General features: G+C 63.3%; 14 protein-coding genes, 1 tRNA gene and 1 riboswitch. Of the genes, 9 read left to right on the top strand and 6 right to left on the bottom strand.

All coding sequences use genetic code 11. From position 1 onward, the window contains the following. Position 1: 1 nt before the first annotated feature. Positions 2–373, bottom strand: coding sequence for a hypothetical protein (locus JP75_RS11475; protein ID WP_035082900.1), 372 nt, complete (start codon positions 371–373; stop codon positions 2–4). A gap of 110 nt (positions 374–483) precedes the next feature. Between JP75_RS11475 and JP75_RS25285 the strand changes: the two genes are divergently transcribed. Both JP75_RS25285 and JP75_RS11485 read left to right on the top strand, forming a co-directional pair. Further along, positions 484–1,059 (top strand): hypothetical protein, encoded by a 576-nt coding sequence (locus JP75_RS25285; protein ID WP_152565815.1) that lies wholly within the window; start codon positions 484–486, stop codon positions 1,057–1,059. A 3-nt stretch (positions 1,060–1,062) separates the two neighbouring features. Beyond that, a complete protein-coding gene (locus tag JP75_RS11485; RefSeq protein WP_035082901.1) occupies positions 1,063–1,281 on the top strand; it encodes a helix-turn-helix domain-containing protein in 219 nt (72 codons plus the stop codon). 84 nt (positions 1,282–1,365) lie between these two features. On the opposite strand, the gene JP75_RS11490 is transcribed toward JP75_RS11485, so the two are convergent. Continuing rightward, entirely contained in the window at positions 1,366–3,006 is a 1,641-nt protein-coding gene (locus JP75_RS11490) for a lysine--tRNA ligase (RefSeq protein ID WP_035082903.1), read from the bottom strand. 145 nt (positions 3,007–3,151) lie between these two features. On the opposite strand from JP75_RS11490, the gene JP75_RS11495 reads away from it, so the two are divergent. Next, on the top strand, positions 3,152–3,565 hold the full coding sequence (locus JP75_RS11495) for a tellurite resistance TerB family protein (protein WP_035082905.1): 414 nt from the start codon (positions 3,152–3,154) through the stop codon (positions 3,563–3,565). Here JP75_RS11495 and JP75_RS11500 read toward each other — a convergent pair. Continuing rightward, on the bottom strand, positions 3,562–4,371 hold the full coding sequence (locus tag JP75_RS11500; RefSeq protein ID WP_051960615.1) for a transporter substrate-binding domain-containing protein: 810 nt from the start codon (positions 4,369–4,371) through the stop codon (positions 3,562–3,564). The two genes, JP75_RS11495 and JP75_RS11500, sit on opposite strands and share 4 nt — an antisense overlap. 122 nt (positions 4,372–4,493) lie before the next feature. Beyond that, complete coding sequence (metZ, locus tag JP75_RS11505; protein WP_035083078.1) at positions 4,494–5,702, bottom strand: O-succinylhomoserine sulfhydrylase; 1,209 nt, start codon at positions 5,700–5,702, stop codon at positions 4,494–4,496. Between the two features lie 40 nt (positions 5,703–5,742). Next, positions 5,743–5,818, bottom strand: a riboswitch (SAM riboswitch). A gap of 79 nt (positions 5,819–5,897) precedes the next feature. Between metZ and JP75_RS11510 the strand changes: the two genes are divergently transcribed. The 6 genes from JP75_RS11510 to JP75_RS11535 all read left to right on the top strand — a co-directional run bounded on the left by JP75_RS11510 (position 5,898) and on the right by JP75_RS11535 (position 10,837). Beyond that, positions 5,898–7,001: a 2'-deoxycytidine 5'-triphosphate deaminase gene (locus JP75_RS11510; RefSeq protein WP_035082910.1), complete on the top strand. Its 1,104-nt coding sequence runs from the start codon at positions 5,898–5,900 to the stop codon at positions 6,999–7,001. Between the two features lie 46 nt (positions 7,002–7,047). Further along, positions 7,048–7,121, top strand: a tRNA-Gly gene (locus JP75_RS11515). Positions 7,122–7,341: 220 nt separating this feature from the next. Then, a complete protein-coding gene (locus tag JP75_RS11520) occupies positions 7,342–8,112 on the top strand; it encodes an alpha/beta hydrolase (RefSeq protein ID WP_035082912.1) in 771 nt (256 codons plus the stop codon). A 107-nt stretch (positions 8,113–8,219) separates the two neighbouring features. Continuing rightward, entirely contained in the window at positions 8,220–9,065 is an 846-nt protein-coding gene (locus tag JP75_RS11525) for an alpha/beta fold hydrolase (protein WP_035082914.1), read from the top strand. Between the two features lie 72 nt (positions 9,066–9,137). Next, the gene (locus tag JP75_RS11530; protein WP_035082916.1) at positions 9,138–9,953 is read left to right on the top strand and encodes an alpha/beta hydrolase; all 816 of its coding nucleotides are present in this window, start codon (positions 9,138–9,140) and stop codon (positions 9,951–9,953) included. A gap of 50 nt (positions 9,954–10,003) precedes the next feature. Continuing rightward, positions 10,004–10,837 carry an MBL fold metallo-hydrolase gene (locus JP75_RS11535; protein WP_035083081.1) on the top strand — a complete coding sequence of 278 codons (834 nt, stop codon included), beginning with the start codon at positions 10,004–10,006 and terminating at the stop codon, positions 10,835–10,837. A 5-nt stretch (positions 10,838–10,842) separates the two neighbouring features. Here JP75_RS11535 and JP75_RS11540 read toward each other — a convergent pair whose 3' ends face one another. Together JP75_RS11540 and JP75_RS11545 are read right to left on the bottom strand one after the other, a co-directional pair. Beyond that, the gene (locus JP75_RS11540; RefSeq protein ID WP_035082918.1) at positions 10,843–11,367 is read right to left on the bottom strand and encodes a type 1 glutamine amidotransferase family protein; all 525 of its coding nucleotides are present in this window, start codon (positions 11,365–11,367) and stop codon (positions 10,843–10,845) included. A 100-nt stretch (positions 11,368–11,467) separates the two neighbouring features. Further along, entirely contained in the window at positions 11,468–14,302 is a 2,835-nt protein-coding gene (locus JP75_RS11545; RefSeq protein WP_051960616.1) for an ATP-binding protein, read from the bottom strand. Between the last annotated feature and the right edge of the window lie 160 nt (positions 14,303–14,462).

The raw sequence follows: 14,462 nt of genomic DNA on the forward strand, positions 1-14,462 counted from the left end.
CCTAGCTGCACCCTGCCCTGGCGAAGAGGTCGGCCAGGATGATCGGGGTTGCCGGAGTTTCGGCCCAGCTTGCCGTGTCAGGCGCACCGGCAGAGAGCGCCGCGAGGGCGACGTCTTCCGAAAGATTGAAGCTGCTGGTGCATTTGAGCGGCGCGGCGCCGCGGGCCACGGCTTCCGAAACCATGAGACCCGCGGTTTCGCCGACGCCGGCGAGATAGGCGATCACCGTATTGCGGGCTGTGGCGTCACTGCGGGCGCGTTGCACCATTTCCATGACTTGGGTGACGGAAATCCGGCCGGTGCCGGTGGTCGGGGCGGCCATGGCGGGAGCTATGGATAGGGCGAGAAGAGCGAGGAGAGACAGACTACGCATCGAATTTCCTTATTGTTTTGCGATAATTTCTATTCCTCATACGAGCTATTGTTATTGTCAAACGATAATTTTTGTGAGACCAATCGCACATCGAAACGGGAGACGAGACCATGAGTGAGGCAATGGAAACCGGATTTGGCAGCGACAGGGTCATCCACGTTGCGCCGCGCATGGCGCTGTTGTTCAACGGCCTTTCCATTGCCGCGGTGACGCTGGCGACGCTCCTGCCCATGGGGGCGGCGCTCTATTGGCTCTTCATCGACCCGGCCGAGGCGCGGAACATTGTGGGGCTTGGGCCGGAGCTTTTGCCCGATATCACCATGGGGCAGAGGATTGCTGCAGCAGTGGTCGCCTTGTTGACGACGCTGCCGATGGCCTGGGGGTTTGCACGACTGCGGATATGCCTCAGGAGTTTTGCGGCCGGTCGGCCCTTTGCCTCCGAGGGGATCGCGGGGCTGAGGGACTTTGCCATGGGTGGCATGCTGGCGGCGCTGGCGCTGCTCGTCAGCCACACGCTGATGGGCCTGGTGCTCACCTGGACTGCGGCCGAAGGACACCGGCAACTGATCGTGCTCATCGACAGCGACATGCTGCTGCTCGCCATGTTTGCCGGCACCATCGCCGCGCTGGCCTGGGCCATGGAAAAGGCCGCGGCGATCGCCGAAGAAAACAGCCAGTTCATCTGACCCATGGCGATCAAGGTGAACCTCGCCGTCGTGCTGGCGCAGCAGAATGTGAAGTCGAAGGACCTCGCCGAATATATCGGCATTACCGAGGCGAACCTGAGCCTGCTCAAGCAGGGGAAGGTCAAGGGAATCCGGTTCGATACGCTCGAAGCGATCTGCCGGTATTTGCAGTGTCAGCCGGGGGATATTTTGGTGTTCGAGCCGGACGAAGGCGCGAGTTAGAAAACCGGGCGGCAACGACCGGTAAAAAGAGTGCGGCGCGTGATCCGTAGTCCACGCGCCGCACTTTTTTGATTCAAGCAGTGCTTAGCCGAGCTTGCCTGCAAGCGCCCTGTCGATGAGCTTGCGGGTGTTTTCGATGCCGTAGAGGGCAGCGAAGGAGCCGAAGCGGGGGCCGCGTTCCTGGCCAATAAGGACCTGATAGAGCATCTGGAAGAAATCGCCGGACACGCCGGGGCCGCCAGTCGGGCTCTTCTTGGTGTGGTCCTGATAGCGCTCGATGGTGCGGGCCACGTCGAGGGCGGCAGTCTGGATCGTTTCGTTGTCGGCGTCGGCCGGGAGAGCGGCAAACGCGGCAGAAACGGCCTCGAGCGCGGCGCGTTCGACATCGTCGGGCGCGCGATAGGTCTTCTTCACGAAATCGCGGAAGTAGCGCATGGCGTAGCCGACAAGCGCATCGAGATGCGGATGCGTCTTGGCGGAGACACCCGGCGCATAGGCCGAGATATAGCCCCACATGACTTCCGGGGTTTCCGGGTTGGATGCAGTGGCGAGGTTAAGCAGCAGCGCGAAGGTGACCGGCATGTCCACCTCCGGCACATTGCCGTAGTGGACGTGGAAGGCCGGGTTTTCGAGGCGAGCGGCGGCGTCCTGCTTTTCGTAGGCGGCGACATGAGCAAAGTATTCGTCCACGGCGCGGGGGATGACATCGAAATGCAGGCGCTTGGCGACGCGCGGCTTCTGGAACATGTAGAGCCCCAGGCTTTCCGTCGAGGCATAGGTCAACCATTCGTCGATGGTCAGGCCATTGCCCTTGGACTTGGAAATCTTCTGGCCTTCGGCATCGAGGAAAAGTTCATACACGTAGTGCTCGGGCGGCGTGCCGCCGAGGATCGCGCAGATCTTGTCGTAGATGTGCTGATTGGTCTGGTGGTCCTTGCCGAACATTTCAAAGTCGACGCCGAGCGCGGCCCAGCGCATGCCGAAATCGGGCTTCCACTGCAGCTTGACGTGGCCGCCGGTGACCGGGACGGTGGTATCGCGGCCGTCTTCGTCCGTGAAGGTTATGGTGCCGTCCTTGGCGTTGACTTCCTTCATCGGCACATAGAGCACGCGGCCGGAAATCGGGGAGATCGGCAGGAAGGGCGAATAGGTCGCCTGACGCTCGGCCCCGAGGGTCGGCAGCATCACATCCATGATGGCCTGGTAGCGCTCGGCGGCGAGGCGCAGGACGTGGTCGAATTTTCCTGACCGGTAGTAGTCGCTGGCGCTGGCGAATTCGTAATCGAACCCGAAGGTATCGAGGAAGCGGCGGAGCATGGCGTTGTTGTGGTGGCCAAAACTCTCGTATTCGTTGGTCCAGGGATCGGGCACTGCAGTCAGCGGCTTTTGGAGATGCGGCTCCATCGCCTCCTTGGAGGGGACGGTATCCGGAATCTTGCGCATGCCATCGAGATCGTCCGAGAAGCACAGGAGCCGCGTCGGGATTTCATCGCGCGTGAGCAGGCGGAAGGCGGTGCGAACCATGGTGGTGCGCGCCACTTCGCCGAAGGTGCCGATATGGGGCAGGCCCGAGGGGCCATAGCCGGTCTCAAACAGGGCCTCGCCCTTGCCCGACTTTTCCAGCCGTTTGACGATCTTGCGTGCTTCTTCGAATGGCCAAGCGCGAGCGGACTGCGCAGGCTCAAAGAACGACGGATCGAGGGCGGGCAAAACAGCGGGCGACACGGGGCGGGTAGCCTTTCTGGGACGGGAAAACGCTTGAGGAAAGGCGGTGTCGCATTCCCTTTGGCTTACGTCAATGTCGCAGGTGGTTGCGAAACCGGGCGACGCATCCTAGTTTTTGCACCACTTACCATTGCTGGAAGGCGCCATGACCATCTCTGCCCACGACGCTCTCATTCACCTGATGCTGGTGGCTGCCTCTTCGGACAGCACGATGACAGAGCGTGAGCTCATCCGCATCCAGGCGCTGATCGACCGGCTGCCGGTGTTCGAGGGCTTTGACAAGTCGCGGCTGACGGAGGTCGCCAATGAATGTGCAGACCTGCTCAACGGGCCGGATGGGCTTGATCGCGTGGTGGACAACGCGCTGGCGGCGCTGCCGAAGAAGCTCGAAGACACGGCTTATGCGCTGGCCGTAGAGATCACGTCCGTGGACCTGCATCTCGAGCAGGAGGAACTGCGCTATCTTGAAATGCTGCGGGACAAGCTGACGATCGATCGGTTGACGACGGCTGCCATTGAAGTGGCGGCGCGGGCGCGGCACCGGCGGATGCCGAGCTAATAGAACCCGACGGGGAACCAGCGCAGGTAGAGTTCGTCGAGCGCGCCGTTTTCCTTGAGGCGCACCAGGGCCCAATCGATGGCGTGGCGGGCGGCGTCATTGCCCGCGGGAACGGCGATGGTGAGGCCTTCGCCGAAGAGTTCGGGACGGAAATAGGGCTCGCCGGCAAAGGAGCAGCAAGCCGGATTGTCGTTGAGCCAGAAGGCGGAGCGCATGGCATCGCCGAAATAGGCGTTCACCTTGCCGTCGCGCAGCGCCGTCAAGGCGAGGATTTCGGATTCGAAGGTTTCTACCGTCACATTGGGCAGGTAGCGGGCCATAAAATCGGCATGGGCCGATCCGGCGCGGACGGCGACGGTCTTGCTCGAGAGGTTTGTCACCGAGAAGGTGGCGACGTCATCGGCGCGGGTGACGAAGCGGCCGGGAAGCGCGAGATAGGTCGAGGAAAAATCGAATTTTTCGCCGTTTTCGGGCGTGACGGCGAGGCCGGCGATAAGGGCATCGCCCTGGGAATCGGCGAGGGCATTGGCGGCTTGGTCCCACGGCCATGCCTGCAGGGTGCAGGCGATGTTGACCTCGGCGCAGATGCGCTTGGCGAGGTCGACGTTGAAGCCGATCAGCTCGCCATTGGTGTCGCGGAAATTGAAGGGCGGAAAATCGGCCGTGGTGAGGAAGCGGATGGCCGGGACGGACCCTTGCAGGGGCAGAATTTCGCGGGCGTCGGGATCGGAATGGTAGGGTAGCGGCTGGGCGAGCGCAGGGGTGGCGAGGAACGCGGCCACCAGGGTCGCTAGTACTTTAAGCATCGCCATCCTCCGCATCGAGACACGCCCTCGTCCTTCGACAGGCTCAGGATGAGGTCTACTGGGATAGTCCAAAGTAGACCTCATGGTGAGCTTGTCGAACCACGAGGGCGTGGCACTTCTTGTCACACCTGATCGAGCGCGTACATCAGGTCCGCGATCAGATCATCGGCATCTTCAAGGCCGACGGAGAGGCGCAACAGGCCCGGGGTGACGCCGGTTTCCAAGCGGACTTCTTCGGTGAGACGCGCGTGGGTGGTGGTGCGCGGGTGGGTGATCAGCGATTTGGCGTCACCCAGATTATTGGAAATCAGCACCACCGCGAGGGAATCCGAGAGTGTGAAGGCCGCGTCCTGGCCGCCCTTCAAGTCCAGAGCGAGAAGGGTCGAGCCGCGGGTCATCTGGCGCTTGGCGAGATCGTATTGCGGATGGCTCTTGTGGTGCGGGTAGATGACGCGATTGACCTTGGGGTGCGAAGCCAGGGCCTCGGCGATCTTTTCGGCGCTATCGGTCATCTGGCGGATGCGCAGGGCGTAGGTCTCAAGACCCTTGAGTAGTACCCAGGCATTGAAGGCGCTGAGCGTGGCGCCGGTCTGGCGGAGGAAGGTGTGGACGTCGGCCTCGATGATGGCCTTCGAGCCCAGCACGATGCCGCCGAGCACCCTGCCCTGCCCATCGATATGCTTGGTCGCCGAATAGGTGACGAGATCGGCACCCAGTTCGAGCGGCTTCTGGTAGAGCGCAGTCGAAAAGACGTTGTCGACAATCAGCTTGGCGCCGTGGGCATGGGCGATGTCGGCCACGGCCTTGATATCGACCAGTTCGAGCGTCGGATTGGTCGGGGTCTCGATGAAGACGACCTTGGTGTTCGGGCGCATGGCGCGAGCGAAATTCTCGGGGTCGCGGCCATCGACCAGCGTCGATTCAACACCGAAGCGCGGGGCGTAGTCTTCGACCACGTAGCGGCAACCGCCGAACAGTGCCTGGGCGGCGACAATATGGTCGCCTGCGCGGACCTGGCTCATCACCGCATTGGTGACGGCGGCCATGCCCGAGGCAAAACCGCGGGCAGCTTCCGCGCCCTCGATCAGCGCCATGCGGTCCTGGAACATGTCGACGGTGGGATTGGCGAAGCGCGAGTAATTGTGGCCGCCGGGGATCTTGTTGAGGAACAGATCCTCGGCATGCTGCGAGCTCGGGTAGGAATAGCCCGAATTGAGATAGATGGCTTCGCTGGTCTCGTTGAAGGGCGAACGCTTGCCCCCGCCATGGACCATCTGCGTCGCCGCCGAGCGCCGCTTGGGATCAAGGAGGGGATTTTTATCTTTAGACATAGCTTCGCCTTCGAACAAAAAAACCGGCACGCGCGGGCGGCCGGTTTCCCTAGCGGCCTTTAGCAATTTGTTTTAAGTGGCTGCAAGCGACCGGCCAAATCACCACTGGAAATGACTAAACCGCAATTGGCCGGTGGCGTCAATGTTCAGGCTTTGCTAGGGAGAGCGACCCCTGATTTGCCGGAGCACCGCACCATGGCAGAGGCCTGGCCGCAAGGCGTCTTTCCCGCACGCTTGATCGAAAAACTGCATGCGCAAGGCGCGATCGCGACGGCGCGGCCATTCGATGCCGATCAGGTGCAGCCGGCGAGCCTCGACCTGCGGCTCGGCGATGTCGCCTATCGCGTGCGCTCGAGCTTTTTGCCGGGACCGGCTCATTCCATGGTGGATCGGATCGAAGCGCTGAAACTGCACGAAATCGACCTGACGCGCGGAGCGGTGCTGGAGCGCGGCTGCGTTTATCTCGTGCCTTTGCAGGAAAATCTCGACTTGCCGGCAGAGGTGAGCGCTTCGGCCAATCCCAAGAGTTCGACCGGGCGGCTCGATGTTTTCACCCGCGTCATCGGCGATCGCGCGCGCGGCTTTGACCAGATGCCGGCGGGCTATAAGGGCCCGCTTTATCTCGAAGTCAGCCCGCGTACTTTTCCGGTGCTGGTGCGGACGGGATCGCGGCTGAGCCAGATGCGGTTCCGCTGCGGGGATACGCGGATTACTTCGGCCGAGCATCAAGCGCTGCATGCCAGCGATACGCTTGTCATCGGCGGCGACCAGCCGGTGGGCGAAGGCGTGGCGCTCTCCATCGATCTGCAGGGCGAAGGCCGTAACGGGCTCATCGGATTCCGGTCGAAGCGCCATACTGGTGTGGTCGATGTAGATAAGAAGAATGCGCTTGATGTGCTCGACTTCTGGGAGCCGCTCTACAATCGCGGGCAGTTGGAGCTGACGCTGGACCCGGATGAATTCTACATCCTCGTCAGCCATGAGGCTGTGCATGTGCCGCCCAGCCATGCGGCCGAAATGGTGCCGTTCGACCCGCTGGTCGGCGAATTCCGCGTGCACTATGCGGGCTTTTTCGATCCCGGCTTTGGCCACTCATCGGCCGGCGGCACGGGCAGCCGCGCGGTTCTCGAAGTGCGCAGCCGCGAGGTGCCGTTCCTCCTCGGGCACGGGCAGAGCATCGGCAAGCTGATCTATGAAAGGTTGGCTGAAAAGCCTGATCGCCTCTATGGCTCGGCGCTTGGTTCGAACTATCAGGCCCAGACGCTGAAACTTTCAAAGCACTTCAAGCCGTACCCGTGAGGGCGGCTTGACGCTGGGCGAGATTTCCAGCATCTAGTGGCGCGTCGCGGGTGTATCTCAATGGTAGAGAAGCAGCTTCCCAAGCTGATGACGAGGGTTCGATTCCCTTCACCCGCTCCAATCCCCCCACATTTTCCGACCGACTGATTGCCGCGGGCCATGCGCCCGGCAAACGGCAACCAACATGCTGTCATTCAACGAAATTTATGGACCGTAAATCGGTGTAAAGCCGGCGCTACACGGGTACGCAACGCTTAATCTCCATTAACTGGCGAGGGCGCCGCTGCCGCGTCAATCCTGTCCCTGTCGAGACCGCCTCGGCACGCAACAGGAGAGACAAATGCCCAATATCAAAACTGCTGCCTTCGCGGCTGTCGCCATTTCGGCGCTGCTCGCCTCGGCCACCGGCGCACTCGCCGCCGATCCCGTCAAAAACATCGTGCTGGTGCACGGCGCCTGGGCCGATGGCTCGGGTTGGCGCCCGATCTACGAGATCCTCAAGGCGGACGGCTACAATGTCCGTATGGTGCAGAATCCGCTGACCTCGCTGACCGACGATGTCGCGGCGACCGACCGGGTGCTCGACCGCATGGATGGCCCGACCATTCTTGTCGGCCACTCCTATGGCGGGGCCGTGATTACCGAGGCCGGCGATCATGAGAAGGTGGTGGGCCTCGTCTATGTCGAAGCTTTCATGCCCGATGTCGGCGAATCCGTGTTCGGCATGATCCCGCAGGATCCCAATCATCCGCCCCCGTTCGACTTCACGGCCGATGGTTTTGCTTTCTTCAATGAAGATGCCTTTGTTCCCGGCTTTGCCGACAGCCTGCCCCCGGCCGATGCCGAATTCCTGCGCGACAGTCAGGTGCCGATCTCGCTCAATGATGCCGGTGCATTTCCGCTGACCGTTGCCGCCTGGCGGGACAAGCCGACCTGGTACCAGACGGCCGATGCCGACCATGTCATCCCGCCTGCCCTGCAGGAGATGATGTACACGCGCGCCGGCTCCACCGTCGAAAAGGTCAGCGGCGGCCATCTCGCCTTCATCGCCCATGCCGAGGCTACGGCCAAGCTGATCGAGACCGCCGCCACTGCCGCGGCCGGCCAGTAGGCTTTCCGCGAGGGCCCCTGCCCCACATCGCGAAACCCTGCCGCCGCCCCGAGCCTCCCCCATTGCGGGGCGGCGGCACCCTTTCTCGCTCACCACAGGAGAGACAGATGAGCACCTTTACCACCAAGGACGGCACAGAAATCTTCTACAATGACTGGGGCTCCGGCCAGCCCGTGGTCTTCTCGCATGGCTGGCCGCTCAGTGCCGATGCGTTCGAAGACCAGATGTTTTACTTCGCCCAGCGCGGCTATCGCGCCATCGGGCATGACCGGCGCGGCCATGGCCGGTCGAGCCAGCCGTTCCATGGCAATGACATGGATACCTATGCCGATGACCTGGCGGAACTGGTCACCCATCTTGGCCTGCGCGACGCCATCCATATCGGCCATTCGACCGGCGGCGGCGAGGTTGCCCGCTATATCGGCCGGCATGGTACCGGGCGGGTCGCCAAGGCCGTGCTGATCGGCGCCGTGCCGCCGCTGATGCTGAAAACCGAAGCCAATCCGCTGGGCCTGCCGATCGAGGTGTTCGACGGTATCCGTGCCGGGGTTCATGCCGACCGCAGCCAGTTCTTCTGGGACCTGTCGATGCCGTTCTATAGCTACAACCGGCCCGGCGCCGCTGTCAGCGAAGGGGTGCGCAGCAGTTTCTGGCTGCAGGGCATGAATGCAGGCATGCCGGCATCGCATTACTGCATCAAGGCTTTCTCGGAAACCGACCTGACCGAGGACCTGAAGCGCTTCGATGTGCCGACGCTGATCCTCCATGGCGATGACGACCAGATCGTGCCGATCGTCGCCTCGGGCAATATCTCGTCGAAAATCGTCAGGGATGCGGAATTCGTCGTCTATGCGGGCGGCGACCATGGCATCTGCACCACCCAGAAGGATCGGGTGAACGCGGAGCTCTTCCGCTTCGTCACGGCAACGGGCGCGGCCCGCTCGGCCGCGTGATGAGGCAGCGCCCTTTCCGGGCGCTGCCGCCTCAAAGCCAATCGACTGCCAACCATCCATCAGGAGACGAAAATGACCAAAACCATCATGCTGATCCACGGAGCCTGGCTTAACTCCAAGAGCTGGGAACGCTGGAAAGCCCATTATGAGCAAAAGGGGTTTCGCGTTGTGGCGCCGGACTGGCCCTTTAACGATCGCAACCCGGCGGAGCTGCGCGCCAGTCCCCATCCGCAGCTTGCCAAGACGGGCGTGAAGGCGATCGTCGACCACTATGAGCGGCAGATCCAGGCGCTGCCCGAGGAGCCGATCCTGATCGGCCATTCGGCAGGCGGGGTCTGGGTGCAGCAATTGCTCGATCGCGGACTGGGCGTGGCGGGTGTCGCCATCGATCCAGCGCCGACGACCGGGGTGCCGCTTGGCCCGCATTCCATCGTCTCGGCAGCGCCAGCGCTCTTTGCCTGGAACGGCTGGAACCGGTCCTTGCAGATGACGCGCAAATTCTTTGCCACCCGCTTTGCCCAGACCGTTCCCACCAGGGCCGAGGCGGATGCGCTCTATGAGCGCTATATCGTACCGACGGCCGGCAAGGTCTATTGGGATGGCGTCGTCAGTTCTGAGGGCAAGATCCGCTGGAACAATGCCAATCGCGCGCCGCTGCTGCTGATCGGGGGCGGACGCGACCTCATTGCGGATGCCTCGATGACCAAGGCCATCTATGAGCGCCAGAAGCAGGCGCCGAGCAAGACCGAGCTGCGCATCTTTCCGGAGCGTTCGCACTGGACCTGCATGGACCCGGGCTGGGAAGAGGTTGCCGATCTCGCACTGGACTGGTCGTTGGCCAATATGCGGCGGAGCAAGACTCTTGTATTCCCGATAGCCGCTGCCTGAGATCAGGGCCGGCGCAGTCGATGCGCCGGCCGCTTTCGCTGGGGGACACGATGCGCATTCATCATCTCAATTGCGGCACGCATTGCCCGCTGGGCGGCGCGCTGTTCGATGGCCGCAGCCGCGGCCTTTTGGCCGATCTCTGCACGCATGTGGTGCTTATCGAGACGGCGCAGGGGCTGGTGCTGGTCGATACCGGCTATGGCTTGCAGGATGTGCTGCAGAAGCCGCGACGACGATTGGCCTATACATGGCCGCTGATCCTCAATACGAGGCTGCGCGAAGAGGATACGGCGCTGCGCCAGATCGAGGCGCTCGGCTTTTCGGCGCGCGATGTCCGCCACATCATTCTCACGCATCTCGACTTCGACCATGCCGGCGGCATCGAGGACTTTCCCGAAGCGCGGGTGCATGTGCTTGAGGCCGAGCGCGACGCCGCCGAGCACAAGCGCCGGGGTTTCATTGCCCGGCAGCGCTATCGGCCGCTCGACTGGGACGCTGTGCGGGACTGGCGCACCTATGCCGCGGGCGGGGAGGCCTGGTTCGGTTTTGAGGCGGTACGCGCGCTCGATGGATTGCCGCCCGAAATCCTGATGGTACCGCTGGCGGGGCACACGCATGGCCATGCCGGGATCACCATTGCCACCGAAGCCGGATGGCTGCTCCATGCCGGGGATGCTTATCTCCATCGCGGGCAGATGGATCATGCCCATCCGCATATGCCGGTGGGCCTTGCCGTCTATGAGCGGATCATGATGACGGACCTCATGGCAGCGCGCGGCAATCTCGAGCGGCTGCGAGCGCTGGACCGGGAGGCGGACGATGTGCGCGTCTTCTGCTCACATGACAGCGGCGATCTCGAAGCGCTCAAGGGCGCCTCGCGCTGAGATGTTCAATGAATCTCGTCGGCCGCGTATAGGGCACCGAGCAGGGCCCGCGCGGCCTGTGCGGGTTGATCTTCGCCTTCCCCGATGATCAGCAGGCCATGCCGGCTGCCATGGGGCTGGATGTCGAGCCGGCTCGGGATTACAGCGACCGGCTTTCCAGCGTCGAGGAACCTCGCAATCATTCGGGCGGCCGGATCGGCACTGTCTTCGAGCCAGAGCGGGCCAGGCAGACCGATGCAGAAGGCGCCGCCGAAATCTTCGGCATGCACATCGTCGAGGGCCAGGGTGTCGTTGACCGCATCGTGGACGGCCCGGTCAGCCTGATAGCGTTGCAGTTGCGGCAGGGGCGAAGCGGCGTTCGCCTGGCTGCGAATCCAGGGTGCGCCACCACCGGGGGAGGCCAGGACGAGGTCGATGCCGGCATCGACAAAGACATAATAGGGGATGACGAACCGCTCCAGCCGGAGCTCTGCGCCATGCTCGGAGGGTGAAACGTCGCGGTCCGGAATGAGAATCATCAGAATGCGCATGCTTGACGAGCCTATTGTTCTGGTCGGGCAGTTGCGACCGCCCATCCGAACTATGGCAGTTCGCCTGGCTGGGGCCAGTAAAGCGTTGTAAATTCAGCGCCTAGGCGAGCGCTTCGGCGATGGCCGATGCGCGCAGGAAATCGGGCCGCAGAAAACCCTCGGGCATGCGCGGCAGGAGTTCGGCCAGCGCGGCCTTTGCCACATCTTCGCGCCCGTCGCTGCGCCAGAACCTTGCAAGGCTCGTCGTGCTGCGCAGTTCCCAGGCGAGAGCTTCCTGTTCCTGGGCCGTGGTGCGGGCGAGCAGCAATTGCTGTTCGCCGCCGGCCGTGTCACCCAGAAGGAGCATGATGTCGCCCTTGATCCGCTGCAATTCCGGCAGGAACCAGTATTCGCCGGTTTCGGCACATTCGATGAGGCTCGCATCGATCGCCTCGCGGGCCTCGGCAAGCCGGCCGCTCCGCGCCAGCCCTTCGGCCAGCATGCCGCGCAGGGCGGCGAAGTGCAGTCTGAAACCGGCCGACTGCAATTTGCGGAGCGCCTCCTGCAATATTGCGAGGCCCTCCTCCACTTCCCCCGAACGCAGCATCAGGGCGCCGGCGCAGGCGTGGGAATAGGTGTGCCAGACATCCATGGCCGCCTGGGCGGAACGCTGTGCCAGAAGCGCGATATGGCGCTCGGCCCCCTCATAGTCTCCCACCAGGAGGCTGACCATGCAGGCGCCATCTAGGAGCACATGGCACAATGTCGGCGTGTCGTTGAGGGCCAGCGTTTCCTCCACCATGCCGGCAATTTCCGCCAGGGCACGCTCGGGAAAGCCCCGCACCAGCAGAGTGCGTGCAAGCGTCGAGCGGGCCATAACGCGCTGATCATATTGGAAGCGCACCAGATGCGACCGGTTAGGCGCCTGGCCATAGTGGCGCAGCATTTCGGTAAGATCTGCCGCCGCTTCGGACTGGTAGCCGAGCAGGTGCCGGGACCGGCCGCGCATGCGCTTGCCGATCAGGACGTCGCTGGCATCGCTGGAGTTCGCGCTGGTGACGATGAAACGCTCGGCAAGGGCAAGGGCGGCGCGATTGTCGCCGCTATTGGTGCGGTCCACCCAAAGAGCCCAGAGGGCTCGCAACTGATAGTCCGTTTCGCCAAGCTCTTCGGCAATGGTCAGGACGGTGCGCCAGGCGGCGGGGCCGCTCTCGACGCCGGATATGGCGTTGAGCTGCGGCCAGCCGAGGACGACGTTCAACTGCATGCGCTGGCGTTTTTCAGCCTGGGACTGCAAGCCGAGAGCCGCGACGGCGCGCTTTGCCGCCGCCAATCGCTCTTCGACGAGCGAAAGCTGGAACCAGAGGGGAATGGCCGAAACGGTCAGCGCAATGCCGAGGTCGATGGAGCCGCTGGGGCCGAATGCCCAGATGAGGGCGGCGCGCAGATTGCCCAGTTCCCGGCCATAGTTGGGCAGCCAGTCCTCATTGGGCTGGCTTTCCCATTCGGCTGCGGCGCGCTCGAAGAGCTGGAGATAGTATGCGGCGTGCAGTCTCGCCTTGGCCGGAGCTTCGCCGGCCTCGGCGAGCTTCTCGCTGCAATAGCGCCGTGTGGTTTCGAGCAGGCGATAGTGGACGATGCTATTGGCCACATCGGCCGTGAGCAGGGATTTGGCGACGAGGCTGACGATGACGTCGTCGACCTCGATTTCCCCGCCCTCGCCGGCGACATTGCGCGCGGCTTCGAGCGTGAAGCCGCCGTTGAAGACAGCCAGGCGCCGCAGCACCTGCTGCTCTTCGGTCGAGAGAAGGCCAAAGCTCCAGTCGAGTGTTGCCCGCAGGGTCTGATGGCGCGGCAGGGCCGTGCGTCGGCCTTGCTTGAGGAGCTTGAAGCGATCGTCGAGCGCATTGGCAAGGCCGGCAAGCCCAATCGTGTCGATGCGACCGGCGGCCAGTTCGATGGCGAGGGCAATGCCATCGAGCCTGCGGCAGATTTCGGTGGCATGCGCGGCATCGGCATCCCGCAGCTCGAACCCGCCAAGGGCTTCTGACGCGCGCTCGGCGAAGAGCTGGATGGCCGGATAGCGCAAGGCGGCTTCGGCCGTCAGTTCCGCATTCTCGGGTGGAAGATCGAGTGGCGGCAGGCGCTGCACCCATTCGGACGGCACGCGCAGCGGCTCGCGGCTGGTGGCCAGTACCTGCACGGCGGGACAAGCCCGCAATAGCTGTTCGGCGAGGCTGGCGACAGGCTCGATCAGATGCTCGCAATTGTCGAGAACCAGCAGCATTTTCCGGTTCTGCAGATAGGTCCAGAGATCGCGTACCGGGCCAACGCTGCCATTGACGCGCTCGATGACCGAGAGAAGGCCGGGAACGATCAGCTCGGCGCTGTCCATGGTGCCAAGATCGAGAAAGGCTACACCGTCGGGATAGGCGGAGACAACCGTCTCGGCCGCAGCGACGGCGACGGTGGTCTTGCCCATGCCGCCGGGGCCGACGATGTTGATGAGGCGGCGGCGCTGCAATTGGCCGATCAGGGTGGCAATGAAATCATCGCGGCCAACCGGGCGGACGACCGAAAGCGGCAGATTGGAGCGGCCGGCTTCAAGCGATATCGGCACCTCCTGGACGGGTCGAACCGGGCGGGCGACGGGCGCAACGAAGGCATAGCCGCGGCCCGGCACATTTTCGATCAGCGGGGCGGGAAGCTGGTCTTCGCCCAGGGCCTTGCGTAGCGAGGAGATGTGCACGCGCAGATTGGCTTCATCGACGAAGGTGTTGGGCCAGACGGCGGCAATGATTTCTTCCTTGCTGACGACGGAGCCCGCGCGGTCGACGAGGGTTGCAAGCACATCGAAGGCGCGGCTGCCGAGGCGCAGCACGGTGCCGTCCCGCACCAGTCGGCGCTGGGTCGGGGAGAATTCGAACGGTCCAAACGAAAGCGTATGCTCGTCCATCGTGGAATGGTCTCGGCCCGAACTGTCGATGACTAATGCGCTGCGCTGCCCGAAATCGAGGACGCGACGCCCCCTCCACGCGAAAAACTTCGCCGACCGTGTTCCCGTGCCGCGTCCATGTCTTGCAATCGCCCCGTGCGGCGGGACAATGCAGCCGGAA

It is taken from the genome of Devosia riboflavina (assembly GCF_000743575.1).
In the GTDB taxonomy this organism is placed as follows: Bacteria; Pseudomonadota; Alphaproteobacteria; order Rhizobiales; family Devosiaceae; genus Devosia; species Devosia riboflavina.